Below are 25,082 nucleotides of genomic sequence, written 5' to 3'. Positions count from 1 at the left end.
CGACGAGATGGACAGCGATCGCATACTCTATACGGAATTTGAATTTATCCTTCCTAGAGGATTGGTGGATGCAAGCGGGGGCGTTCATCGCCAAGGCGTGATGCGTCTAGCAACTGCAAAAGATGAAATGTTTGTCCAAAAAGACCGGGGGGTGCAGGATAATCCCGCTTATGCAGTTTTGGTGATGCTCTCGCGAACTATTACTCGTTTAGGCGAATTATCAAAGGTAACTCCTGAATTATTGGAGAATCTTTTTTCTCTAGATTTGGCGTACTTGCGGGAGTTTTACAATCGCATCAACCAACAAGGTGATGTTTACATTCCAGTTCAGTGTCCTACGTGCAATAGTCAATTTCAGGTGGAGCTTTCTCTAGCGGGGGAATCTTAGGCTACCCCTCTGATGCGCTGCGCGAGGAGGTAGCCTTAATTGCTTTTCACTTCCACTGGTCTTTAGAAGACATCCTCAACTTGGAACATAATGACCGCCGGAGTTGGGTGACGGAAATTAGTAAGATTCAGCATCAGGAATGATGTGTCCGGTAAGCCCAAAATAAAAGAAGCCCACCCCACCATCGTCTGGGGCTTTGGCTCCGTCATTGGCTTGCTATCTAGCAGGATGGTTTCATTTATTAAAAGAAAATTTTGTAACGTTGATTTTGGTTGGCTGTAGGGGCTTTTTGATTGCCATGCCCCTACAAAATTGACAACATTTCAATGGCTAGGGCGTGGAACTTGTGTTGGTTTCTAACTTAATTAAAGGTTCTTTAGCAACTTTGCCAAGATTAACGGCTTTTAATAAGTCTTCCCAGTCTGTTACTAAGCTGGAATCGTTAGGAGAAGCGTTGCGTAAATCAGCTAGAGATGCGATTGTGTCGAGCCACAGTCCAGCCTCAGCGTACAAGACTGGGCGATCACGTTCTGTTGCTTTCTGTAAATCCTTAACTAAGGTGGCACTTGGTTCCATTCGTTGCACCCACCCTTCTACAAAAATATCTGCTGCCCTATCCTCAGCGTCACAAATAACTGAAAACGACCAACGATATTTTTTACCAACTTCCAGCTGTGGAGAATCAGCGTCTGAGGGAAGGCTGATGCTAACAATACCAGCAGTGCTAGGAATGGGAATTTTTGTTTTGTATAGTGCCTCCTGCTGGTTTTCCTCGTCATGCAGCGTAAACTCCGCTTGTTGGGCGCTACTAGAAGGAATAGCAACAAATAAGGTCGGACGCTCCGCTAGAGTCAATCCCACATTAGTATTTGGCAATAATGCCATTACGGATTTTTCTTGATTGCTACAGTTTGAGCTACCACGCGATGCTCCCGGTTCTCTAGTACGGGGCGCGCCGACTTTTGGCAATCTGAATCTCAGGCGACCTGAGCGGATTTGCCCACGGTTGGGGGTTGTTTGCCGTATCGGTGTTTGTGGCGATTCTGCTGTGGCGGGAATGCTGGCGTACAGCGTTAGTCCCACAGATAAGGCTAAGGAAAGTGTCGTGAAATGTACAGAAGATTTGTTCAACATATATTTTTTTCAAGTTGTAGCACTTTTACACGTCTTGCAGCACGTCTTCAAAGCATAGGCTTTGCGGTCTGTAGGGCAAAACTTGACTAGGACATTGTAATTTGTAAATAGAGACTCTTTTATCTTCAACAATGTTTCTCTACTTTCCTGGGAAATAAGATAGAAAATTTAAAGATGCGATCGCTGTTGTCTGGTTTTTAATTTGATTTTTTTACTTTTAGCCTATTGGGAAGATTTCAGTGTTATAACTGCTATAAATTATCCCTCATGTCAGCCTTTTTTCTTCTGCTTCATTGAAAATTTAATTGACTTATCCATTTATTTGTCCAAAACTTCATTAACTTTTGTAATCTTGGAGAAATAAAATTTAAGAGCGACGCAGAAGCTCATCAATCAGCTTTGCCAAATACATTGGGGCAGAAAAAATCTTAATTTTGAATTTATCTGTAAAGGCGACAGATTGAGCGACAATTGACACTCTAGCCCCTAGAGAGGAGGTGGCAATTATATGATTTCTAGGCTTAACTCAAAAATTCGCTCACTGTTATCAAACACCAACGTCGGCACAACAGCATTAAACTTTGGCGGACAGGTAGTTCTCACCAGCGTTGTAATTACAGGCTTGGTAGTAGGAGCAAGAGCGCTGGGAATGCTCCAGGGACAAGAGCTTGGTGCTTTTGACCAGCTAATTCGTCTGCGTCCTGATGAAGGGCCAGATAAGCGCGTGTTGCTGGTGGAAATCACCCAGGGAGACATCCAAGCGGAGAAGGGATGGCCTTTGTCTGATGCGACAATTGCTAGAGTTTTGCAGAAACTAGACGAGTATGAACCGCGAGCCATCGGTATAGATATTATTCGGGATGTTCCCGTTAAAGAGGGAAATGCAGAGTTATTGAAGGTGCTTAATGGAAGCGATCGCATTATAACTATCTGCCAACTGAGTGACGGTAAACAAGCAGGATTTCCGCCGCCACCTAGCATCCCGCCAGAGCAAGTTGGATTTGCTGATTTTGTCAAAGAGCCTGATGGATGGGTGCGCCGCAGTCTCTTAGTTGCAAGTCCTCCAGTCCCGAAAGTTCCCCTAGAGAATGCTCACCTATGCAGCGATCCCGAAGAGCAACTGACATCTTTGGATATGTCCCTAGCACTAATTTACCTGCAAGCTGAGGGAATTGAAGCGGAACCTACACCCGATGGAAACCTGAAAATCGGCTCAACCGTATTCAAAAGCCCCGACAAAAATGCTGGCGGATATCGGAACGCCGATATGGAAGGTGTGCAGATGCTAATTAATTATCGCTCTGCAAATGAGCCAGCCAACAAAGTAACGCTCACAGATGTACTCAAGGGTAAAGTCGATCCGGCTTTAGTAAAAGATAAAGTTGTCCTGGTTGGCTACACAGCAACCAGCGTAAATGACGACTTTAACACGCCTTACAGTGCTGCTCAAGAAGGCACCCAGAAAATGCCCGGAGTGACCATTCACGCTCAAGTTGTCAGTCAAATCCTTAGCGCAGTGCTGGATAAACGACCCCTATTTTGGTACTGGAATGAGTGGGGCGAACTTTTCTGGATTTGGGGTTGGTCGCTGGCGGGAGGCATTCTAGCATGGCGCATTCGCCGTCCTTGGCTGCTTGGTATTGCTGGAGGCGTAGCAATAGTCGTTTTGTATGGAACTTGCTACGTTTTATTTCTCCAAGCTGGATGGATACCGCTAATACCGCCAGTATTGGCACTAGTGGCGACAGCTGGCGGTGTTTTGATCGTAGAAAGAGGCTACGCCAAGGCAATCTATAAAAGTGTCAAGGGTTTCTTGAAAATCGATATTGAGATTGATGAAGAAAAGAAAGAGCGCCAGGTAGCTGAAATTACAGAAACTGACTATTTTCAGGAGTTGCAGGAAAAGGCAAAAAATTTCAGAAGTCGAGGCGGCACCTCATCTAAGGCAAAACCTACGCCTGCATCCGAAGTCATTGAAACAACTGAAAAAAACGACGACTACTTGCAGCAGTTGCAGCAACAGGGGAAAAATTTGCGCCCTCGGCACACCGATGTCGAGATTGAATCAAATCCACTGACATCAGAAGCAACAGTTTCACCCCAAGTTGTAATAATTGATGAAACCAACGACTACTTGCAGCAGTTGCAGCAAAAGGCGGAAAATCGGCACAGGGATGTCGAAATTGAATCAAATACACAGACATCAGACGTGACAGTTTCCGCCTCTGTACCTGTAATAACTGAAGAAACCGACGATTACTTGCAGCAGTTGCAGCGAAAGGCGAAAAATCGGAAAAATCGGCGCAGCGATGTCGAAATTGAATCAAATACACACACCTCAGAAGCCACAGTTTCACCCCAAGTTGTAATAACTGAAGAAATTGATTATTTTGAGCAGTTGCAGCAAAAGGCGAAGCTGAAGAATTGGGATGCAGACGGGCGTGAAGCGGCAATCGAGATCGAAGAAGATACCCAGGTAAGCCAAAACGGCCAAACTGCTGAAGAAGACTACTTCCAACAGTTGCAGCAACGAGTGCAACTGAAGAATTTGGACGCTAACGGACAAACTGAAGGTGCAACTGAGATGGAAGAGGATTCACAGGTAAGCCAAGACGCCCAAACCGCTGAAGAAGATTACTTCCAGCAGTTGCAGCAACGAGTGCAACTGAAGAATTTGGACGCTAACGGACAAACTGAAGGCGTAGCTGAGATCGAAGAGGATTCACAGGTAAGCCAAGAAGTTAACTCATCTGAAGAAGACTACTTCCAGCAGTTGCAGCAAAGGGCGAACAAGCGACAGAAGACAGAGGATGAATCTAAGTGATGAGCATAGGAGCGATCGCTTTCAACATTAATTGGCTTAAAGTCAAGGAAGGAAGACTATGACTAAGGAAACGACATCTGGCGAACAAGAGACAGATATTGGTCTGAGTATGGTCGATGTGATGAGTTTACCCGACCAAGAGCGGAAACTCGTCAATTGGATCATGCGTCACAAAAGCGTATCCTTAGCGGAAGTGGTGGCTTATACTGGCGCGGGTGAAGATATTGCCCGTACACAGCTAGACACCCTGATAGCACAAGGATTTGTGCAAGAAGTGGAACAGGGAAGCGATCGCTACTACCGACCTCGCCTTGCCTCTAAACGGCGCAGCAAGTTGTCTACAGATATCTGGCAAAGTTTAGACGAGAAGGCACCAGGGGAAGAGTGATGAGTTAGGAGTTTGTAGAGACGCGATTTATCATCGCGTCTTGAGTTATGAGTTAATTGAGGTAAATCATGTCAAAAATCGTGTCCATCCACTCATTTCGGGGTGGCACCGGAAAATCGAACTCGACTGCTAACCTGGCTGCGATAGTTGCTCGCTTTGGGCATCGCGTTGGCATCGTTGATACGGATATCCAATCCCCCGGAATTCATGTGCTTTTCGGTTTCGATGAGGATAAGATAAAACACTCTCTCAATGACTATCTCTGGGGGCGCTGTTTAATTGAAGAAGCTGCTTATGATGTCACCTCGGTTTTGAAAAAAACGGGTAATAAAGACAGCAGCATTTACCTGATTCCTTCCAGCATTAAAGCTGGAGATATTACCAGAGTGCTGCGCGAGGGATTCGATTTTGGTCTGCTCAATGATGGGTTTCAAGAGGTAATCGACACTCTAGATTTAGATTACTTATTCATTGATACCCATCCAGGGCTTAATGAAGAAACTCTGCTTTCTATCACTATTTCTGATATTTTGGTTTTGATTTTGCGTCCAGATCGCCAAGATTTTCAGGGTACTGCCGTGACAGTGGAAGTTGCCCGAAAGTTGCAGGTTCCTAAGATGTTGCTTATGGTGAATAAGGCTCTACCTATTTTGGATTTTGATGCTTTGAAGCAACAGGTCGAGAAGACATATAAGGCACCGGTAGCAGGTATTTTGCCGCTTTCGGAAGAGATGATCCAAATGGCAAGTAGCGATTTGTTCTGCTTGCGTTTTCCAGATCATCCGTTAAGCAAGGTGATGGAAAATGTTGCCAAAATGATTATCGCTTAATGGCTAATAGCTAATTGGAATTAGCTATTATTACTTGCCTGTAACTAACTGCCAAAGGGTTTGAGGAAGTTGGGTCACTTGTTGCCAAAGGTCTTGAGGCCCAATGCCAAAAAATAGTTGCAAAATAAGAACAATTGCCGCAACAAGAATTGCAGTGCTAATACTTGCCTTCACAACTTTAACCAGTAGGGTAAAGATTAGCCAGGAAACTATAATTGCGGCGATGAAAATGATTAAGTCTACTGGCATAGCGAATCAAAAGTATTTATTGCTGAAGAGGAAATTTTTGGAGGAGATCGCACCAAATCGAGATCAAACTGTTTGGCGTTCGGCTACTGATTGTTGCAAATCTTTAATTTTATCGAGTGCATCTTGATATAACCTTTGATTGTCTTGTTGTTTGCCGAGGTCGGCGGCTTTCTGAAAATCTGCGATCGCGTCCTGTGGGTTTCCTAATTGAGCTTTGGCAGTCGCCCGGTTATAGTATGCTAGGGCATCATTGGGATTAATTTGTAGCACCTGGTTATAATCAGCGATCGCTCCCTGTTTATCTCCAAGGGCGGCGCGAATATTTCCCCGGTTGCCATAAGCTTCGGCAAACTCAGGATTAAGACGAATTGCTTGGTCGAAGTCTGCGATCGCTTCTTGATAGTTTCTCTCTCTGATGCGAGAGATTCCTCGGTTGTAGTAGGCTGTATCATCCTTAGGATTGACACGAATCGCTTGGTTATAATCAGCGATCGCTCCTTGTATATCTCCCATGTCATCGCGGGCATTGCCTCGATTTACATAAGCTCCGGCAAAGTTGGGATTGAGACGAATTGCCCGATCGTAATCTTGTATTGCTCCCTGGTAGTCTCCGTCGTGGTACTTTTCTAACCCTTGTTTGTTGAAGTCCTCAGCACTTCTTTCTTGCGTGAGCGTTCGCGGTGGTTGAGCATAGACCGAAGGAGACAGTCCACCGATGGAGGTAATGATTCCCAAGATAGCGATCGCTCTATGAATGTGATTCATTATTTTTGCTGGCAGGAATAAAAGTATCAACTTATATATACAAGATGTTAGAGAATTTTTCCGCAGATTTTACCTTTTCTAATAACTTTAATTCATGCCAAAACTTACTATATTGCCTGTGTATGATGAATGCGATCGCATTACGGCTACTCTTGAAGCGTGGCACTCTATATTTTTTATTTTAGAAATCTCTTTTGCTTATGGCTCTTAGTAAATAGCTATATAGCAACTTAAAGCGTGAAGTTATGATTGCTCAGATTAAGACCTAATACTGCTGATAAATTCCTGAAAATCTGACAGCGACGCAATAGTTATCGCTTGCCGAAGGAGACTCTTCAGCACAGACAAATCATCAATCTCATTAATCACCTCAACCATAGATTGAGGAACCACTTCAAAACGAGTTTCTAAAACTTCGATAACAGCCTCTCGCGCAGTTTCCAATCGCCCTTTTAGTTCCCCCCTTGCCATTGCTCTCCGCTCAATACTGGTAATATATGGCATTTGCTGCTCCTCCTGATAACGACTTATTTCTTCGTCAAACCTATCCTCTAAGTCCTCTGGTAATCGCATCACCCAGTCAATGAAGCGAAATAACTCTAGTATATCTTGGCGTTCATAGCCGCGTTCATACAACCCTCTGACCAGCCTCAATTTCCACTGTAACCGACTAAATTTATCGCGGCGCGTTGCTTTCGCTTTCAAATGCGCCATAACTACTACAGAAAATGGGTTGCTACTCTGCTCTAGTTCGCTCCATTGTTCGTCATAATCCAATAGTTTCACTATCGGGAACTCTAGGCTTATTCGACAACCAAAGAGGGTATACCTGTAACTATTGGGTCGCCAATTCTGTTCGTCATCTGCCAACACTGCGAGACTTGCTACTTGTCTCTCATACCTGTCAAAAATGCGGTAGTTGTATGTGTACATACGCTTGGCAAAGCTTGACTGAGATTTGCTTTGGACTTCGATATGAACTAATACCCAAGCTTCCTCGCCATTTTGCAGCCATACTTTTATCAGTTTATCGACTCGCCGCATTCCAATCTCAGCATCCCGCACAATTTGCTGTAGTTCGTTGTCAAGAGATTCATAATTTCTCGACCAGTTAATCTCAGCATGAGCTTGTGGAAAAAAGAATGCCATGAAGTCTTGAAAATAAGTTTCGATAACTTCTTTCCAAGGACTATCGTATTCATCGGGTTGATTGTTGACCATGCGATCGCGTCCACAGCTATAGTCTATTTATTCTAGCGATCGCTGTGGTTTTGGCTATATCAATGATGAATTTATCTTAGCTAAGGAAGAGAAGGCGATCGCGCCCAATCTTATCTCTTGCCGCTAAAACTTCCTGCCTTGCCCATTCATCGGCTGTTACGATGTCATCAAGAGAAGGGTTAGGTCGATTGTCGGATTGATGGCGATTGCATACATATTCAATACAACGCGGAATATCCAAAAATTCGATTTTTTCATCCAAAAATAGCGCTACCGCCTGTTCATTTGCCGCATTCAAAACAGCAGGCATTGAACCACCAGCTCTTCCCGCTGTATAGGCAAGTTGCATACAGGGATACTTTTGATGATCTGGTTCTTTGAAGGTTAAATTTCCAGCTTTTACTAAATCTAACTGTTGCCAATCTGTATGAATTCGTTCCGGCCATGACAACGCATAAAGCAGGGGTAAACGCATATCAGGCCAACCCAACTGAGCTAAAACTGAAGTATCTTGCAACTCAATTAATGAGTGAATAATACTTTGGGGATGAAGGACAATATCAATATGGTCGTAATCCATGCCAAATAGGAAATGAGCCTCAATTACTTCTAGTCCTTTATTCATCAACGTGGCGGAGTCTATAGTAATTTTTTTACCCATTGACCAATTAGGATGCTTTAGAGCATCTGCAACTTTAACTGTTGCTAATTTTTCTACAGGCAAATCGCGGAAAGCACCTCCTGAAGCCGTGAGCAAAATTCGCCGCAAGCCGCCCATCTTAACCCCTTGAAGGCACTGAAAGATGGCAGAATGTTCTGAGTCAGCTGGCAGCAACTTAACGCCATATTTCTCCACCAAAGGCAGCACAACTGGCCCCCCAGCAATTAGAGTTTCTTTATTCGCCAGAGCAATGTCTTTTCCAGCTTCAATTGCGGCGATGGTTGGCAATAGACCTGCACAGCCGACAATACCAGTGACTACGATTTGGGCATCGCTGTAACGGGCAACTTCAATCACCCCGGCTTGGCCCGCAAGTAGGACGGGCTGGGGGTCAACGTCTTTTATCGCCTCTTTCAATTCTGACAATTTCTCTTCTTCGCAGATGGCTGCTATGCTTGGGCGAAACTGTCGTATTTGTGCGGCAAGCATTTCTACGTTGCGTCCAGCTGCTAACCCTACAATCCGAAACTGGTCAGGGTACTGAGCCACGATATCTAGCGTCTGAGTTCCAATTGATCCGGTAGAGCCAAGGAGAGCGATCGCTTTCATATTTATTTAATAATTCGCTGTACTTTACACTATACGATTGTTTGGGCTGCCTTAGTCGTTGGTCATTGAAACGTTGCCGGATTGAAAAGTTAAAACCTTGTCAGGCTCTAACTTTTCAACCTGACAACAATATATACTCAATTTTTAACCTCAACGGACAATTGACAAAAGATGATAATTATGTTTTTCAGCTTTAAGAGTAGTCGAAATTAATCTAAGGGAGATACTGATGAAAGAAAATAAAATTGAAGATTACACACTTAAGGAAATATACGAGCAGTCAGCCGTGGTGCAAGCTTGTTTAGATGCTTTTACTAATCAATCAATACCAGCATTAGGTGAACACATCATAAATTTAGGTTTTTCCTCTAATTTTTACCTTGATATAAACCAAATTCAAATTATTGCTTGTGGTAGTAGTTTGTATGCCAGCTTAGTAGGTAAATATTTGTTTGAACAAGTGGCAAAAGTTCCCACTATAGTACATGATGCTGCGGAATTTCGAGATGCACCACCGCCCCCAACTGCTAACACACTTATCATTGGCGTTACCCAGTCCGGAGAAACCGCAGATACACTCGCTGCGTTGGAAATAGAAAAAAATCGTAGGGTGAAGCAGCGACTTTTAGGAATTACCAATAAAACAGGAAGTTCTTTAGAGAAACTGGTAGACCATACTATCCATACGCAGGCAGGAATTGAAATAGCGATCGCTGCCACAAAAACGTTTCTAGCTCAGTTGATAGCGTTTTACTGTTTAGCTCTTGATTTGGCTTACTACCGCCAAATATCGGCGGAACAATTACATCAAATCATGGCACGATTACGACAAATTCCTGCCAAAATAGACATAATTTTGCAAACTCAAAAAGAGTATATTGAAAAATTAGCGCAAGATTTAAAGGGAACAGAAAATTGGATTTTATTAGGACGAGGTATTAACTTTTCCATTGCTTTAGAGGGAGCATTAAAACTGAAAGAAATTAGCTATATTCACGCGGAAGGTTATCATAGTGGAGAATTTTTGCATGGGCCAATTGCCATCCTAGATTCTAAGGTTGCTGTGGTAGCGATCGCTATGCCTGGTGTCGTTTACGAAAAAGTCCTTGCAAATGCTCAGAAAGCCAGGGCTTGTGGTGTTCGCCTAATTGGGGTAACATCCATCAAGTCTGAAATATTTGATGATGTGTTGTCTGTACCTGAAGTAGACGAATTACTCTCTCCCCTTCTAACAGTTATTCCCCTGCAAATCTTGGCTTACTATCTCGGAGTGCATCGGGGAGTCGATGTTGACCGCCCCAGGAATTTAACTAAGGCTATAACTCATGAATGAAGCTGGAACAATCGATACAAAAAAAGCTTTTTTAAACAATGCCTTCATCTTTGCAGCGGGAATGTGGCTAATTAGCAGACTCGTGATTTTGATAGCAATGATATTGATTGCTCCGCTGCTTCCGCCTCCACCAGGTGGGATTGCGCCTACGTTTGGCTGGGGAGTTTTCGATTATTGGGATAGTGTACATTATCGCGCGATCGCTACTACTGGCTACGAATATATCAATGATGGAAAAGGGCATAATGTTGCCTTTTTTCCCCTATTTCCTTTAATTGTTCGTGGAATAATGCTCCTTGGCTTACCCTTTGAGGTAGCAGGAACATTAGTAAACAATTTTGCCTTTTTGGGCGCAATAATTATTGTTTACCTTTGGGTAGAAGAACATCATGGCAAAAGTGCTGCAAGGTGGTCAAGTGCTGTACTCGCTTGGTGTCCGTTTTCTCTATTTGGAACGGTAATTTATACAGAAGGGCTGTTTCTGTTACTAAGTACAGCCGCTTTGAGAGCATTTGATAAAAAACAGTATTTTTGGTTAGCTTTGTGTGGTGCATTAGCAACTGCAACTCGACCAACTGGGATAGCACTTATCCCCGCTTTTTTGATAGTAGCGTGGAGACAACGCAGACCCCTGATTGCCTACGTTTCCAGTTTAGCTACCGCAGTTGGTTTGCTGCTGTTTAGTTTATATTGCTGGATTCGTTTTGCAGACCCCTTAGCGTTTGTCAATGCACAGCGGGGATGGCGACCAACCGTAGGGTTTGATTGGCAAGGTTGGGGTAAAATGCTGATGCAAATTTCGGTGGGGACAGCGAACTGGAAACACGGCTCAATTGTAGACCCTTTGCATCCACTGCTATTTTTAATTATTGTCGCCAGTGGCTTTTTGTTGTGGCGATTTCGGAAAAAATTGGGTGAGATTAAAGTTAGATATGGTTTTTGTTTGTTATGGTTAATTTTATGGCTCGTGGCGGGCGATCCGTTGATTAATACGGTCGCTTTAGTAGGTGGTGGCTACTTGTTATGGCACTTACGCAACCAGTTGAGTTTGGTGACAGTAATTTATGGCTTTTGTGGCTTAGGATTAATTTTGAACTCTGGAGGTACTTGGTCAATTGGTCGGATTGCTTATGGAATTGTATCACTAGCGATCGCGCTTGGTTTATTACTTTCCCGTTATCCGCGTTGGGGATACCCTACAATCGGCTTTTTCACCATCTTTCTTGCCAGTTTATCTATTAGATTTGCCCAACACCTCTGGGCAGGGTGAAAATTGGATTAATTCAGCAATTAATGTAGAGTGGGCATTGCCCGCTATCAAACCAATTGGTGGAAATTTCCTCTAATAATATAAGGGATCAAGAGAGATTTACCCTGTGCCTGAAGCAGTTCAAAAATATTATGAAAGAAAAACTGTTAAAGCCTGGTGCTGTGGCGCTAACAATCGGCACAAGTATCTTAATTTTATTTGCGTGTAGCAGTCTTAGACATGCAATGTTTCAATCGGGGGCTTTTGACCTGGGAATTTACGATCAAGTAGTTTATTTAATCAGTCAAGGACAACCGCCGATTTCCTCTATTCTCGGCTTTCATCACATGGGAAACCATGCAGCTTGGGCAGTTTATCCGCTGGCTTTATTTTACAAAATTTTCCCTAATGTTCACTGGTTATTGATAGTCCAAGCTGTTGCCTTATCTTTGGGTGCATTACCCATGTGGCACCTTGCACATCAGGCGGGGCTAAAACAATCGCAATGCGTAGCAATGGCAGTGGCGTACTTACTCTACCCGCTAATTTTTAATGTTAACTTATTTGAATTTCACCCGGAAGTTATGGCTGTTCCCGTCTTTTTAGCAGCCGTATGGTGTGCTAGGGAAAGTAAAATTGGGTTGTTTTGTTTAAGTATTATTTTTATTTTGGGATGTAAAGCTGTCTTATCTCTAACTGTAGCGGCAATGGGTTTGTGGCTGCTGGTGTTCGAGAAGAGACGTTTCTATGGTGCTTTTGCCCTCTACGCTGGTATTGCCTGGTTCCTCATTGCAACTCAGGTGGTTATTCCGTTCTTCAGCAGCAGCGAAGCCGCAGCAGTGGAACGTTACAGTTATCTCGGCAATTCAGTTTTGGACATTGCGAGAAATTTAGTATTTAAGCCAGAGTTGGTGTTAGGAAGAATATTCTCAATTAATACCATAAACTATTTAATAATTTTAATTTTGCCGTTAATTTGGGGGCTTTCGCCGCAGCATTTAACTCCTTTGGTGAGTGCTATTCCCGCTTTCATGTTGAACATTCTTTCCGACAAACCCCATCAACGGGATTTAATTCATCAGTATTCTTTGCCAATTTTGCCTTTTCTGCTGCTGGCTGTAATTTCTAGTCTTGCTGCTAATCGTAGTTGGTTGCAGAATAGAAAGGCGATAATTCTCTGGTCGCTAGTGGCTTTCTTAGCATTAGCAAAGTATGGGTATTTTTGGTCAAAATATCAGATTTCGCTAGATAATTGGCAAGCAACGCGGGAAGCGATCGCGCAAATTCAAACTTCTGATGGTGTCTTAACTACCCACAGAATTGTCCCCCATTTAACCCACCGCCGCCTGATCCAGTTCGTTGACGATTTTAATCCACCACCCACCGACCTCTCAGCCTTTGAATATGTCTTGCTGAATGTGCGTTATCCGGGCGGATCTGGTAATCAAGAATTTGCCGCTAACTTTGTCAATCAACTCAGAAATGCAGCGCAATTTCAATTAACCTATCAACGTGATGATGTTTATTTGTTTAGAAAAAAGTCTTAATAAAATTAAATACGATTTTAGGAGTTTCAAATGACATATCCCCAGGCACCTTGGACGCTTCAAGGTTACGCATTACAAACCTTGCATTTGGTAGATATTCCCAAAGCGCGTCCTTTCATCCCCCCAGAGTTTGAAATCGTCTCTGTATTCCCAGGAAAAACGCTAGGCGGGGTTTACTTATCCTATTACGGCACAGGTTCAGTATTAGAGTACAGCGAGTTAATTGTTGTCCCTGGTATCGTCAGCTATGAAGGAAAATTGGGCGGTTGGGTTTCCCATATTTATGTAGACAATTCTGATTCTGTTGCTGGTGGACGAGAAATTTGGGGACTACCCAAAGAAATAGCTGAATTTACGTGGCAAAAAGGCGACAATTCTCTGGTTACTGTCCGTCAAGGCGATAAGCAGTTGTGCAGCCTCAGCTACACAAACACGCCATTACCCCTTTCTACCTGGTGGCGACAACCCTTAACCGGATCTGCCTTCAGTACCCTAGACTCCAATGTGCTATTTTTCAAAAGTGGATTAGAGTCTCAGCTAAAGGCAGTTAGTGGCAAATTAGAAGTACCTGCAATTAGTCCTTTCTCCCAGTTAAGCTTAGGTCAGCCTTTGGTAACAGTTTACTGCGACCAAATGCGTATAGTTGTAGATGCACCGGAAGTAGTGGGACGCACAGCAAGAGAAGCTGAGTTTAGCTATCAGTAAGCACTAGAACACCAATTCATAACAATTGTATTTGGGTTGAGTGAAATAGCAAAACGCAACAAACGCTTATATTGCATTTGTTGCGTTACCTCAAATACCACTCGTAAGGGCGGGGTAAAATACGCATTGCGTGTGGCTTCCCAAGCTACTATTTTGTTAACTTTGTTTGTCTAGAGCCATCTTAAAGGGCGATCGCAAAAATCAAAAAAACCGCTAATTGCTTCCCCAATTAGCGGAGGATGATTGAGAGGAATCAGTCCGATATTTACTAATCTTTCTAGATATCAGATCCTGGTGCAGCCTCAGCACCCATAGGTAATACAGCACCACGTAAGAAATCAATTTGCTGCTGAAAATCCATACCTTCAATTTGCGCTAACAAGTCTTTTCCTTCTTGGGGAAGTTCATAATTAGGAGGCATAGGAATGATAGTACCGTTGTCCATTCCTTGCGCTAAAAAGTACCAGAAAGCCAGCTTAGTTTCAGGACTTAAAGAGCCGTATTGACGGCTAATCTGAGTATTAGCATTTGTAGCGATATCACGCTGAACTTGCAGCTGTTCTTCATGGGAAAGTTCTTTAACTTGATTGAACAATCCCTCTGCAATATCAGAGCCAGAAGCCCCTGGAGCCGCTGGTGTGATTGATTTACCCATCTTGGTGTAAACAAACCACAGCAATCCTAGCTGATCGTCTACATTCAAGCCCTTAAGAGCTTCTTTACCTTTGTCGTAGCTACCCGTAGTGGTGAATGTCATAATGCCCTCCAAAAAATCAATAATTGCTTAGTTTCCGCAGTTACTCAGAAAACTACTTTTCGCTTTCTTAAAGAAAATTAACTAATAATCGATGATGGTTTAACCCCGCTGAAGATAGATTACGATCCCCAAGACAAATCCATCAACGAGAGGGTAGATAAGTTATAAATTTATAACCAAAGGAAGATATGAAAAAGTAAGCGATCGCGCAACACTTTAAAAAAATCTCAGAAGGCGATCGCTCTTAGATTTAAACAAGTAACGTAAGGTAATATCTGCTAATTTACAGCGTTTAACTGCTCAGTTCCTCTACTTGCCCTACAGACAAACCAGTTAACCGAGCTACGTGTTCTACACCCATCCCTTCTGCCAGTAAGTTGCGTACCGTCTGCTGCAACTGAGACTCTGCTTGCTCTGCCCGCAGGCGTCCCGAGTCTGCCCGCAGGCGTTCTTGTTCTTCCGGAGTTGGTAGCAATTCTCCCTCCAAAGTTGCCCAACGCAACCAGGTAGCATCAATCCCTTTGTAGTTACCTTGCCAACGCTGCAACGCTAAACCCAACGATTGGCTTACTAATTGGTTCTGAGCATTTAGAGATAGAGGTTGATAAACTCCTTGCTGGAGAAAGAAACCAGCCCAATCATCGGAGTTAAAAGGGTCAAACCAAAAATACTCTGATACGCGCAACTGATTTTGATAAATCAGCTTTTTCTCATTTTTATCTAGCTGGGCGGTGCTTTCTGAGAGCAACTCAATTACCACATCTGGGGCTTTTCCTTCTTCCCAAACCACCCAACTTAAACGTTCTCTTTTTGGTACTCCCAACACAGCAAAAAAGTCTGGGCCTCTAAAGTCTTTGTTGCGAACCTGCTCCATACTGAAGTATACGAACATATTGCCGCCTACATAACCGTCCGAGCGTTCTCCCAGCCAAGGTAGTAGGGTATCAATCAACAAATCCATCTGGACTTTATGCCGTTGAGATTCCATCGGAATTCCATCATCATAGGGAAGTTCTGCCTGGGTTGGAGGCAGCGTTACGTCATGTTCAACTAGAATAATGTTTGACATGGCTTTTTAACTGTTGAGTACCAGTTTTTCATACTTTCATATTACTTGATAACTAGATTGCCGGGTGAGCAAAGTTATGATTTTGTAATAGGGCATTTTTGATAATGAGCCAATTTATTTTAGTCTGATAAAGAAGGTAATTGGAGCGCGATCGCATCCTTCCTTACCTACCCTCGCTTAAGATGTATGATAGATATTACTTTCATCACCGAAGCACATATACAAGCCTATGAACTCAAGGTAAAATTGAATAATTGGGTCAATTGATTATTACAGACCCGATTAACCTAAAGCTGGGAGATGTAGAAATTATCATCTTACAGTAAGCTAAAAATGGCACTAACTCCTTTAGTAATGAGCTACTGGATACGACACCTTAAAGACAAGTTTCAGCTAAAATCAAGGCTTTAAGAGACTGGTTTGCTAAAACTCAGCCTGCTCCACCTGATTTTGATACAGATGAAGCTAGATGGGAAGCTTTAAAGGAGAAACACAAGCTATAAAATTTTTGCTAGACATACGGCTAAGCAAGCTACAAATTCCTTGGGATTTCACTAAAGTAAACTCTCTATCGCGTGTTGCAAATCTTTAGTCAAATGGGTTACAGCAAGTTTGGCACCGTGACGATTTTCTTGATAAACTGCGTAACGTTCTGAAACAGATATTGGTTGCCCGATAGTCATCTCCACTTGTTGATTGCCAAGACGAGGGCGTTCAAAAGGATTACTATTCTTGATGCGATTCACCATATCCCATAAAAGTAAGGCTGTCTCAGCAAAGCGCTCTACGGTTGGTTTTTCCATAACATACTTGCCTGTAACTGCCACAAAAGTTTCTACCAACCGCATATGCCATACATGACTGTTTGCTTCGTCAGCTATTCGATTGGCTAATGCCCTTTCTAGGGGAGACAGCGCCTTTATATTCTTGTATTCTTCTCGATAAATGTGATTCCAACCAGCCTGCTCTAGCCGACGACAGCGGTCAATTACGCTTCCCTTGGGCGGTAAGTCAAAATATTGCTCTGCAACTTGTAGAGCCGCATCCATCAAAGCTTGAAGTCGAGCTTCCAAGGCTTCATTCTTTAGCAGATTTTTATGATAAAATCGGGTATAAAAATGCTCCATTAATGAGAGTAAATGTTCCCCTAAACGATACAAGCGTTTATAGAGGAAATGAGGATTTAAAACATCAGGCTCAGCACTTTCTGCATATGCGGTTAAACCGCTAACTGCTTCCAATTCGGTTAAAAGCTTTTCTAAAGACTTCCAGGGAGCTTCGATGTAACGATATTTAATCCCTACTGGGACAATCAAAACTTGCTCGGAGCGTCCAGCTTTAAGCAAATCTTCAACACACCAAAAGCCTAATTGAGAGATACCTGGTTCTAGTGGACTGATAATCTCATTGTGACCGTTGGTGGCACCTTCGGGGGCAGCTGCCATCGGAAACTGAGCATTAGCAAACAAGTCACGCGCTGACTTTAACCCTAACCAATCTGCTTTGCCTCTATGAATGGGGGTGCCACCTAAGCGAGAATAGATCCAGCCCATGTGTGCGCCTGCCCATAGGGGAATTCCCCGGTCATAGATAAAGTGAAAATGTAGGGGATTTTGCAGGGATACGCCTTGTTGTTGTGCTACCCGTGGCACCAATTTCCACATCAAATGAGCCATGCACAGCGCATCTTCGGCGTTGGGATGGCGAAATGCCATTAGGAAGCGGATTTTTCCGTCCTGAAATTGGCGATACAGATCGACCAAAACTTCCACGTTGTCCGCTTGAATTTGGGTAATTGCTGTATGCGATCGCATCCAAAACGGTAGCACCATCTGGGCGGAGCGTAAAACTAGAGGATTGAAAGCTGGAGGAATAAATTCTAGCGGTGGTTGAGCCTGTATCATGAAATCTGGCAATGTCCTATCCTTATAACTTGCGATTAGACATCCTAGACTTAGCTTAGATAATAATTTTCCCATCTGTAGAGGCAACCACTGATGCGACTGTCACAAATGCTTTTTGTTACGCTGCGGGAAGATCCAGCGGAAGCAACAATCCCCAGTCATAAATTACTGCTCCGTGCAGGCTATATTCGTCGCATCGGTAGCGGTATTTACGCCTATCTTCCCTTGATGTGGCGAGTGCTGCAAAAGGTTTCCCAAATCGTGCGCCAAGAGATGAATGCAACAGGCGCTCAAGAGTGTCTGCTGCCACAATTGCAACCAGCAGATTTATGGCGAGAATCGGAGCGCTGGGATACTTACACCCAAGCTGAGAATATCATGTTTGCCCTCACAGACCGACACAAACAAGAATTGGGATTAGGGCCGACGCATGAGGAAGTAATTACAGCGATCGCTCGTGATATGATTCGCTCCTACCGTCAGCTACCACTGCACCTCTATCAACTGCAAACCAAATTCCGGGATGAAATTCGTCCCCGCTTTGGCTTGATGCGCGGGCGAGAATTCATCATGAAAGATGGCTACTCGTTCCACACCAATGAGGAAAGCCTGAAGAAAACTTATCAGGATATGCACCAAGCTTACAGCAATATGTTGCGACGGTGCGGTTTGGCTTTCCGAGCGGTAGAAGCTGATTCTGGCGCTATTGGTGGCTCTGGTTCCCAAGAATTTATGGTACTCGCTGAGGCGGGTGAAGATGAAGTTCTTTACACCGAAGATGGACAGTACGCCGCCAATGTGGAAAAGGCTGTTTCTTTGCCACCGGATGCAGAAGAATCCTCATTTACAACTTCCGAAAAACGAGAGACACCGGGAACAGAAACTATCGATAAACTGTGCCAATTTTTAAAGTGTCATCCTACCCAAATTGTAAAAAATGTCCTCTACCAAACTGTTTATGACAATGGCATGACAGTTTTGGTACTGGTAAGCATCCGAGGAGATCAAGATGTTAATGAAGTCAAGTTGCAAAATGAGCTGACAAAGTTAGCCCCGCAGTATGGCGGGAAAACCATCATCGCCTTGACGGTACCAGACGCAGAAGCGCAGCAAAAATGGGCGGCAAAACCTCTACCTTTGGGTTATATTGCCCCTGATATTACTGATGACTACATCACTCAGGATAAGCAAATACATCCTAAGTTTGTGCGCTTAGTTGATAAAACTGCTGTTAGTTTAAAGAACTTCGTCACAGGTTCTAATGAAAGTGGCTACCACGGAGTCGGGGCAAATTGGGGTGAGCAATTTAAATTACCAGAAATGGTATTGGATGTGCGAAAGGCAAGATTAGGCGATCGCGCAATTCACGATCCCAGTCAAACTCTCCAAACTGCCAGAGGAATTGAAATCGGTCACATTTTCCAGCTAGGCACCAAATACTCTGTAGCAATGGGAGCAACTTACACCAACGAACAAGGTGAAGAAGTACCTTTAGTAATGGGTTGTTATGGTGTTGGCGTGTCGAGACTGGCGCAGGCTGCGGTAGAACAATCTTATGATAAAGATGGGATTATCTGGCCGGTAGCGATCGCGCCTTATCAAGTCATCATTTCAATTCCCAACACAGGCGACACCAAACAAGTCGAAGCTGCTGAACAACTCTACACTCAACTCAATGAAGCGGGAATTGAAACATTATTAGATGACCGCGACGAACGCGCTGGGGTAAAGTTTAAAGATGCCGATTTAATTGGGATACCCTATAGAGTGGTGACAGGACGATCGCTCAATAATGGCAAAGTGGAAATCGTCGAACGAGCCACCCATAAATCACAGGAAATTCCCCTTTCGGAAGTAGTATCTACCTTAAAAGAGTGGATTTCTACCGCTGTTTCATAACTACATCAATACTCATTCCCAGTTAGAGGCTGGGAATGAGAAGTAAATAATTAATATTAACTAATGGAACTTATAGCCATCTTTTTGTCTGGGATACTAGCTCTCGTCTCACCTGTTGGATTAGTTCTCGATCGCACAGTAGAGAGCGCCATCCGCTCCCGATTTGATAAAGTAGAGCAATTGCAAGTCCGCATCGACAACGCCCCCAACTATCAAATTGTCCAAGGAAAAGTCGAGCGAGTGCGGGTTGCGGGGCGGGGGTTCTGGCTAACACCAGAAATCAGAATTGCAGCTTTGGAACTAGAAACCGATCCCCTTGACATTGATGTAGCGCGTTTGCGAAAGCGGGGAAAGGCTCCAGTGACGACTTTACTAGAGCAACCTTTACAGGGGGGATTGCGTTTAGTTATCACCCAGGAGGATATTAATCAAGCTTTACTCTCACCGGCTGTAACAAAGCGTTTGAGTAAACTGGCAAGCCGTCTTTTGGGCAGTTCAGCTGAACTTATAGTTCAACGCTATGAGTTTGTCAATCCCAAGATAGAACTTCTGGGGAATAACCGAGTGCGTTTGCAGTTGGAATTACAAGAACAGGGAGCGGATAAACTGAGTGTATCGGTGGAGACAGGGGTGAGTGTTGCCGAAGAAACTAAGTTGCAGTTAATTGAGCCGTCGGTTTTGGTTAATAATACGCCAGTGCCACCCCCAGTAGTTGCTGCTTTGCTGTCCACTTTAAATGACCGATTGGATCTCAGTACCTTGGATGATGCTGCGATCGCTCTTAAAATCCTAAAATTAGATGTAGATAGGGAACAGCTAGAGGTAGCAGCGTTTGTGAAAGTAAAAGCGCCAACTGCTGTACCTAGTGTGCGTTAGGTTTTTCCGGAGCAGCGCCCCGTTCAAATGTATTTTTCATCAAAACCTCCTCACAAAAATCTCAATAAATCTTTAAGGAGGGAAATTAATATGCAAGCTCAACAACCAGTCCGCCGGATAGCGATCGCGATCGCACTCGGTATGTCGGCGCTAGTTTTTGCGGCGTGCGCTCCAGAAGAGCCGCAGGCAGTAAATCCAGACACGTCTCCCACAGCCTCTCCGGCTCCCATCGCCCAAGAGTCGCCCACGCCGTCTCAGACTAAGCCCCAAGCAGCCCAGAAGACAGTTGAAGTCTATTGGCTAAAAAGTAGTGGCAACAATATTGAGGTGGTGCCAAGTCAGGTCAAAGCGGCAGCCGCAGTCAAATCGCAAGCTCCTCTCAATGAGGCTTTCAATAGTTTGCTGGCTGGCCCAACCGATCCGGCTTACAGCAGCACTATTCCCAAGGGAACCAAGCTCAGAAGTTTGAAGATTCGGGATGATGGTGTTTATGTGGATCTATCCCAAGAGTTTACCAGTGGCGGCGGCAGTACCTCAATGACAGGTCGCGTGGCACAGGTTCTCTATACAGCCACCAGTGAAAATCCCAATGCCAAGGTTTGGCTGAATGTAGAGGGAAAACCTTTAGACGTTTTGGGCGGTGAAGGTTTAGAACTAGATCAGCCACTCACAAGGCAAACCTTTCAGGAAAATTTTAAACTGTAGTTTTTGCTTTGCCATTCATAGGGGCGGAGTTTTCCTGCCCCTAAAGAAAACAGGCTCAAACGGTGGATACTTCTACAATTGATTGACGAATTGCTCTAAAGAGCCTACCGTCAGCGCTACCTCTACCAAATCTTCCAATTGATTCAAATTAAGTATTTGTAATCTTGGCTCGATTTCAGTAGGAACGTCTCCAAAGCGAGTGGTGAGTAAACGCAACAACTGTCGCAAAGCGCCTTGCTGTAAACCTTGCTCAATTCCTTGCTGTAAACCTTGCTCGATTCCTTGCTGTTGCGCCACCTCCTCTGGTAAGGGGATAAGATTACCAGCTTGGTCATAGAAGCGCAACCATACCCCCGTAATTCGCTCCAGCGTTCCTTCCCAAGTTCCTAACCACAAGCCTAATCGCTGACACCAAAGCCATCCTTGCTCGTTCGGTGTTAGGGGCTGATACTGTTGATTAACATCCAAATGCCACCCCCGTAAGGAATTGGGATCGAACGGGTCAAAAACGTAATAATCCGGGGTGCGGAAAATCTGCTCGTAAATATCTTTCTTAACTCCCGTGTCTACCGCCGCTGTGGAGGGTGACATCAGCTCCACGATTACATCGGGATAGCGACCATTTTCTTCCCATACTACCCAGCCTTGGCGGTCGGTTCTACCATCCACGTTCAACGCTACAAAAAAATCCGGCCCCCGGAAGTCTCGATTACGAGCTTGAGTGCTGCTGTAGTAAATGAACATATTGCCCCCCGCAAAGTAATCATTGCGGTCAGCCAATGGGATTAGCATTGACCGAATCAGGACATTCATAGCAATGCGGTGGAGATTGCTTTCCAAGGGTTCACCATCATCAAAAATTAAATCTGTAGGTGGCATAGGCGGTTCCCACTCTACCACCTGCCTCTGGGATTCCTGTTCTTGGGCTGTCTGGGGTTGCATCATATCAACCTGCCATCAAATTAAATAATTATAGAGATTAAAATCAGCACTTCCAGCTATTGCAGTAAGTCGGCGGTTCCGCTCTATCCTACTAAACTTTCATCCTCAGTGCGATCGCACTTGACGGCTAATGGTATCGCTCAACTGCGATCGCACTTTTACTAATAGGGACTGATTGCGAAACTTAGCAATCAAGCCCTAACCCGATAGGGGTTGTTTAAATTCTGGAGTTTAGACTAAGGGGTGACAAAATGACTCAGAGGTACTGAGTTAATGAACTATACTAATGAACAAAACAAAAGTTAAAGAGTCAAGCCGACTTTGACTTTTGTTTTTTTGAGCGATCGCTTCACGAAAAAGAAGGTATTACAGGTAAAGTCGTGGCAAAATTCTGATTCCAGCCCTGCCAATATCATAGATATAACGACAAGCATTCACGTAACACGGCTTAACCCGATTTTCTGTTTTGATGCTACTGATACCCCGCCTTCTGAAGCCTATACTGAAATGCAAATTGAACCATACGACCCCCGCCAACTTGATGCCGTTATTCGTCTTTCGCTTCTGGCATGGACTCCGGTCTTTGATTCGATTCAGAACGCGATGGACTTTGACGTGTACCGAGCATTTTATCCCGACGATTGGCGTGTAAGCCAGCAAAAGGCTGTCGAGGAAGTCTGTGCTGATGAGGACACAAAGGTGTGGGTTGCGATAGACTCTGGTTCAACCGTGGGCTTTGTAGCGGTGAAACTCCACTCGGAGAGCAGCATGGGTGAAATCTACATGATCGCCGTCGATCCAAACTATCAACGTCGAGGCATTGGCACCGCTCTGACGCAATTCGCTCTTGATTGGATGAAAGTTGCTGGGATGTCCGTTGCTATGGTGGAGACTGGAGGCGATCCTGGCCATGCCCCAGCACGTCGTACCTATGAAAAGCTGGGTTTTGGGCTTTTACCGATTGCCAGATACTTCAAGAAGTTGTAGGTGTGGAGGGTTGGAAAACGATCATATCTCAGAAAAATCTTAGTAGCTCATCGGAGATTTGGCAGTCAATCAGCTGCGTTGGGTTATGTTTAAGTAGGTAAAGTTTACCGTATTGCCTAAAGCACAAAAATCTTAAATATGAAATAAATTGTTTTCGTGTAATCTTCGTTACCTTTTTATATTATTATTTTGGGTTATTATATTAAATAATGGAAATATTTGGATTTGTTAATAAACGTCAATATTTCCATTATAAAAATGCAATTATTAGATAATTAGATCGTAGACAAAAGTAGCCGAAAAAGCAAGATTTTTTTTGAACATTTATCGCACCTCGAATTGCAATCTAGAAACAGGAAAATTATTCTGGGTTAATCCGCATTAAGGGTTGTCCATATTCGACGGGTTCGCCGTTTTGAACCAAAATTTCCATCACAATACCAGACACTTCAGCCTCAATTTCATTCATCAGCTTCATTGCTTCAATAATGCAGACTGTTTGCCCGGTACGGATGCGATCGCCTACCTCGACAAATGGAGGTTCATCGGGTGCCGGAGAGCGATAAAACGTTCCCACCATTGGGGATGCGACCTCTGGTAATTTGCGATCACTATTGGGAGCAGCAACGGGAGCAACCGCACGGGGCGGCACCTCAATACCCGGACTAGGTAGCACAGGAATAGATGCTGCTTGGGTGGGAGGCGCAACGCTGGGGCTATCGCTTGTTGATAGGGCAGGTGGATCGACCGGAGCGATAAAGCGCGGCGCTTTCCGCACCGTAAGTTCAAAATCAGCGCTTTTTAATGTCAACTCCGCAATATCGGTTTGCGCGATCGCCGCCAGCAGTTCGCGGAGTTCGTTGAAATCTATTGACATGACGGGAAGAATGAAGAATGAAGGATGAAAAAAAAAATTAAAAATGCCAAGTTAAAAATTTCGCTTTTAAAATTTTTAACTTGGTATTTTTAATTCTTCCTCTGACTTATACCATTTTGTTTGAGACTTGCGGATTTCAAATTCTGGACTTGTGTATTGGCTTTTAGTTGACAATCCAAAATCACGCGATGTTTTGGGAAGAATCCATATCCTCAAAAATCGCTTCAAAATCCAAAATCCAAAATCCAAAATGGTATTAGGCATTTTCTCGACCCAGATAAGTATCGGTACGAGTGTCAACCTTAATTCGTTCGCCGACAGTAATAAACAAAGGAACCATTACCTGAGCGCCAGTTTCCACAATTGCTGGTTTTGATCCCCCCGTAGCAGTATCTCCTTTAAGGCCCGGATCGGTTTGGGTGACTTCCAGCACCACCGAGTTAGGTAGTTCTACTTCCATTATCTGCTCGCCCCAGCGGATAACGTTCACTTCCATGCCTTCCTTGAGGTATTTCACGCGATCGCCAATCTGATCTGTTCGCAGAGAAGCTTCCTCATAGGTTTCCATGTCCATAAACACGAACTGGTCGGCCTCTTTGTAGGTATGCTGCATCGTGCGCTTTTCCAGGTTGGCTTGCGGTACCGTTTCAGCAGCCCGGAAGGTGCGCTCCACCACACTACCTGTTTGCACATTTTTCAGCTTCGTCCGCACAAACGCTGCACCCTTCCCTGGCTTGACGTGGAGAAATTCCACCACCCGCCACACAGCGCCATCTAATTCAATCGTGACACCGGGTCTAAAGTCGTTACTCGAAATCATGAATCTCTATCTTGGGGAGAACAATCGGCAATTCATTTTACCGCACTAGGGACTGGGGACTGGGGGCTGGGGACTGGGGATTGGGGATTGGGGAAAACTTATGAGATATGAGTTATGAATTCATATCTCATATCTCATATAGCGGTTTTAATATAGCAGTTGGCTCTTCAGTACTTAGTATGCTAATTCAATAATTAAAATGCCAAGTAAGTAAACATCTAATTCGGTACTTTTCAAAATTCCTAAACCCATAAGCAGAGCGTTTAATCAACTTGAGCTTATTGTTAATACCCTCAACAACACCACTCGTAGTTCGGTTGTCAAAGTAAGCAATAATTTCATC

Annotated in this window: 25 protein-coding genes; 13 read left to right on the top strand and 12 right to left on the bottom strand. The window is 44.1% G+C overall.

Annotated elements, in window-relative coordinates; translation table 11 throughout:
* The first annotated feature begins 7 nt into the window (after window positions 1-7).
* Both NDI42_RS08335 and NDI42_RS08330 read left to right on the top strand, forming a co-directional pair.
* A complete protein-coding gene (locus NDI42_RS08335; RefSeq protein ID WP_190421283.1) occupies window positions 8-388 on the top strand; it encodes a phage tail assembly protein in 381 nt (126 codons plus the stop codon).
* On the top strand, window positions 352-531 hold the full coding sequence (locus tag NDI42_RS08330) for a DUF6760 family protein (RefSeq protein ID WP_399317629.1): 180 nt from the start codon (window positions 352-354) through the stop codon (window positions 529-531). The genes NDI42_RS08335 and NDI42_RS08330 overlap by 37 nt, the downstream gene beginning before the upstream one ends.
* A gap of 187 nt (window positions 532-718) precedes the next feature.
* Here the strand turns inward: NDI42_RS08330 and NDI42_RS08325 are convergent, their stop codons facing one another.
* Window positions 719-1,522, bottom strand: coding sequence for a DUF928 domain-containing protein (locus NDI42_RS08325; RefSeq protein WP_190458039.1), 804 nt, complete (start codon window positions 1,520-1,522; stop codon window positions 719-721).
* A 508-nt stretch (window positions 1,523-2,030) separates the two neighbouring features.
* On the opposite strand from NDI42_RS08325, the gene NDI42_RS08320 reads away from it, so the two are divergent.
* The 3 genes from NDI42_RS08320 to NDI42_RS08310 all read left to right on the top strand — a co-directional run bounded on the left by NDI42_RS08320 (window position 2,031) and on the right by NDI42_RS08310 (window position 5,564).
* Window positions 2,031-4,346, top strand: coding sequence for a CHASE2 domain-containing protein (locus NDI42_RS08320; RefSeq protein ID WP_190458037.1), 2,316 nt, complete (start codon window positions 2,031-2,033; stop codon window positions 4,344-4,346).
* Window positions 4,347-4,404: 58 nt separating this feature from the next.
* Complete coding sequence (locus NDI42_RS08315) at window positions 4,405-4,734, top strand: ArsR family transcriptional regulator (RefSeq protein ID WP_190458035.1); 330 nt, start codon at window positions 4,405-4,407, stop codon at window positions 4,732-4,734.
* 68 nt (window positions 4,735-4,802) lie between these two features.
* The gene (locus NDI42_RS08310; RefSeq protein WP_190458033.1) at window positions 4,803-5,564 is read left to right on the top strand and encodes a MinD/ParA family ATP-binding protein; all 762 of its coding nucleotides are present in this window, start codon (window positions 4,803-4,805) and stop codon (window positions 5,562-5,564) included.
* A gap of 30 nt (window positions 5,565-5,594) precedes the next feature.
* Here the strand turns inward: NDI42_RS08310 and NDI42_RS08305 are convergent, their stop codons facing one another.
* The 4 genes from NDI42_RS08305 to dxr form a co-directional block, all read right to left on the bottom strand.
* Window positions 5,595-5,813, bottom strand: coding sequence for a hypothetical protein (locus NDI42_RS08305; RefSeq protein ID WP_190421293.1), 219 nt, complete (start codon window positions 5,811-5,813; stop codon window positions 5,595-5,597).
* 63 nt (window positions 5,814-5,876) lie between these two features.
* On the bottom strand, window positions 5,877-6,578 hold the full coding sequence (locus NDI42_RS08300) for a tetratricopeptide repeat protein (protein ID WP_190458031.1): 702 nt from the start codon (window positions 6,576-6,578) through the stop codon (window positions 5,877-5,879).
* 258 nt (window positions 6,579-6,836) lie between these two features.
* Window positions 6,837-7,799, bottom strand: coding sequence for an Rpn family recombination-promoting nuclease/putative transposase (locus NDI42_RS08295; RefSeq protein ID WP_190458029.1), 963 nt, complete (start codon window positions 7,797-7,799; stop codon window positions 6,837-6,839).
* 76 nt (window positions 7,800-7,875) lie between these two features.
* Window positions 7,876-9,069, bottom strand: a complete 1,194-nt coding sequence (gene dxr, locus NDI42_RS08290) for a 1-deoxy-D-xylulose-5-phosphate reductoisomerase (RefSeq protein WP_190458027.1) — start codon at window positions 9,067-9,069, stop codon at window positions 7,876-7,878.
* 229 nt (window positions 9,070-9,298) lie between these two features.
* Here dxr and NDI42_RS08285 point away from each other — a divergent pair, with 229 nt between their 5' ends.
* The 4 genes from NDI42_RS08285 (at window position 9,299) to NDI42_RS08270 (ending at window position 13,903) form a co-directional block, all read left to right on the top strand.
* The gene (locus tag NDI42_RS08285; RefSeq protein ID WP_190458025.1) at window positions 9,299-10,402 is read left to right on the top strand and encodes an isomerizing glutamine--fructose-6-phosphate transaminase; all 1,104 of its coding nucleotides are present in this window, start codon (window positions 9,299-9,301) and stop codon (window positions 10,400-10,402) included.
* Entirely contained in the window at window positions 10,395-11,672 is a 1,278-nt protein-coding gene (locus NDI42_RS08280; protein WP_242017759.1) for a mannosyltransferase family protein, read from the top strand. The genes NDI42_RS08285 and NDI42_RS08280 overlap by 8 nt, the downstream gene beginning before the upstream one ends.
* A gap of 131 nt (window positions 11,673-11,803) precedes the next feature.
* Window positions 11,804-13,198 (top strand): DUF2079 domain-containing protein, encoded by a 1,395-nt coding sequence (locus NDI42_RS08275; protein ID WP_190458023.1) that lies wholly within the window; start codon window positions 11,804-11,806, stop codon window positions 13,196-13,198.
* A gap of 30 nt (window positions 13,199-13,228) precedes the next feature.
* Window positions 13,229-13,903, top strand: a complete 675-nt coding sequence (locus tag NDI42_RS08270; RefSeq protein WP_190458020.1) for an acetoacetate decarboxylase family protein — start codon at window positions 13,229-13,231, stop codon at window positions 13,901-13,903.
* 277 nt (window positions 13,904-14,180) lie between these two features.
* Here NDI42_RS08270 and NDI42_RS08265 read toward each other — a convergent pair whose 3' ends face one another.
* From NDI42_RS08265 to NDI42_RS08255, 3 genes are all read right to left on the bottom strand, one after another.
* The gene (locus NDI42_RS08265; protein WP_190458018.1) at window positions 14,181-14,660 is read right to left on the bottom strand and encodes an orange carotenoid protein N-terminal domain-containing protein; all 480 of its coding nucleotides are present in this window, start codon (window positions 14,658-14,660) and stop codon (window positions 14,181-14,183) included.
* A 292-nt stretch (window positions 14,661-14,952) separates the two neighbouring features.
* Complete coding sequence (locus NDI42_RS08260) at window positions 14,953-15,729, bottom strand: Uma2 family endonuclease (protein WP_190458015.1); 777 nt, start codon at window positions 15,727-15,729, stop codon at window positions 14,953-14,955.
* 554 nt (window positions 15,730-16,283) lie between these two features.
* Window positions 16,284-17,645, bottom strand: a complete 1,362-nt coding sequence (locus NDI42_RS08255) for a 1-acyl-sn-glycerol-3-phosphate acyltransferase (RefSeq protein ID WP_190458014.1) — start codon at window positions 17,643-17,645, stop codon at window positions 16,284-16,286.
* 81 nt (window positions 17,646-17,726) lie between these two features.
* Here NDI42_RS08255 and NDI42_RS08250 point away from each other — a divergent pair, with 81 nt between their 5' ends.
* The 3 genes from NDI42_RS08250 (at window position 17,727) to NDI42_RS08240 (ending at window position 21,113) form a co-directional block, all read left to right on the top strand.
* Window positions 17,727-19,532 (top strand): proline--tRNA ligase, encoded by a 1,806-nt coding sequence (locus NDI42_RS08250; protein WP_190458011.1) that lies wholly within the window; start codon window positions 17,727-17,729, stop codon window positions 19,530-19,532.
* Between the two features lie 63 nt (window positions 19,533-19,595).
* Window positions 19,596-20,408: an LmeA family phospholipid-binding protein gene (locus NDI42_RS08245; protein ID WP_190458010.1), complete on the top strand. Its 813-nt coding sequence runs from the start codon at window positions 19,596-19,598 to the stop codon at window positions 20,406-20,408.
* Window positions 20,409-20,498: 90 nt separating this feature from the next.
* Window positions 20,499-21,113 (top strand): GerMN domain-containing protein, encoded by a 615-nt coding sequence (locus tag NDI42_RS08240; protein ID WP_190458008.1) that lies wholly within the window; start codon window positions 20,499-20,501, stop codon window positions 21,111-21,113.
* 72 nt (window positions 21,114-21,185) lie between these two features.
* Here NDI42_RS08240 and NDI42_RS08235 read toward each other — a convergent pair whose 3' ends face one another.
* A complete protein-coding gene (locus NDI42_RS08235) occupies window positions 21,186-22,055 on the bottom strand; it encodes a Uma2 family endonuclease (RefSeq protein WP_190458168.1) in 870 nt (289 codons plus the stop codon).
* A 507-nt stretch (window positions 22,056-22,562) separates the two neighbouring features.
* On the opposite strand from NDI42_RS08235, the gene NDI42_RS08230 reads away from it, so the two are divergent.
* Window positions 22,563-23,042: a GNAT family N-acetyltransferase gene (locus tag NDI42_RS08230; protein WP_190458166.1), complete on the top strand. Its 480-nt coding sequence runs from the start codon at window positions 22,563-22,565 to the stop codon at window positions 23,040-23,042.
* A 361-nt stretch (window positions 23,043-23,403) separates the two neighbouring features.
* Here the strand turns inward: NDI42_RS08230 and accB are convergent, their stop codons facing one another.
* From accB to NDI42_RS08215, 3 genes are all read right to left on the bottom strand, one after another.
* Window positions 23,404-23,919, bottom strand: coding sequence for an acetyl-CoA carboxylase biotin carboxyl carrier protein (gene accB, locus NDI42_RS08225; RefSeq protein ID WP_190420825.1), 516 nt, complete (start codon window positions 23,917-23,919; stop codon window positions 23,404-23,406).
* A 256-nt stretch (window positions 23,920-24,175) separates the two neighbouring features.
* A complete protein-coding gene (gene efp / locus NDI42_RS08220) occupies window positions 24,176-24,739 on the bottom strand; it encodes an elongation factor P (protein ID WP_190420829.1) in 564 nt (187 codons plus the stop codon).
* Window positions 24,740-24,926: 187 nt separating this feature from the next.
* Window positions 24,927-25,082 (bottom strand): transposase (locus tag NDI42_RS08215; protein WP_190455406.1); only part of this gene is annotated, 156 nt, incomplete at its 5' end.

The organism is Funiculus sociatus GB2-C1 (genome assembly GCF_039962115.1).
Taxonomy (GTDB): Bacteria; Cyanobacteriota; Cyanobacteriia; order Cyanobacteriales; family FACHB-T130; genus Funiculus; species Funiculus sociatus.
This window is presented reverse-complemented; position numbering and strand designations above follow the sequence as displayed.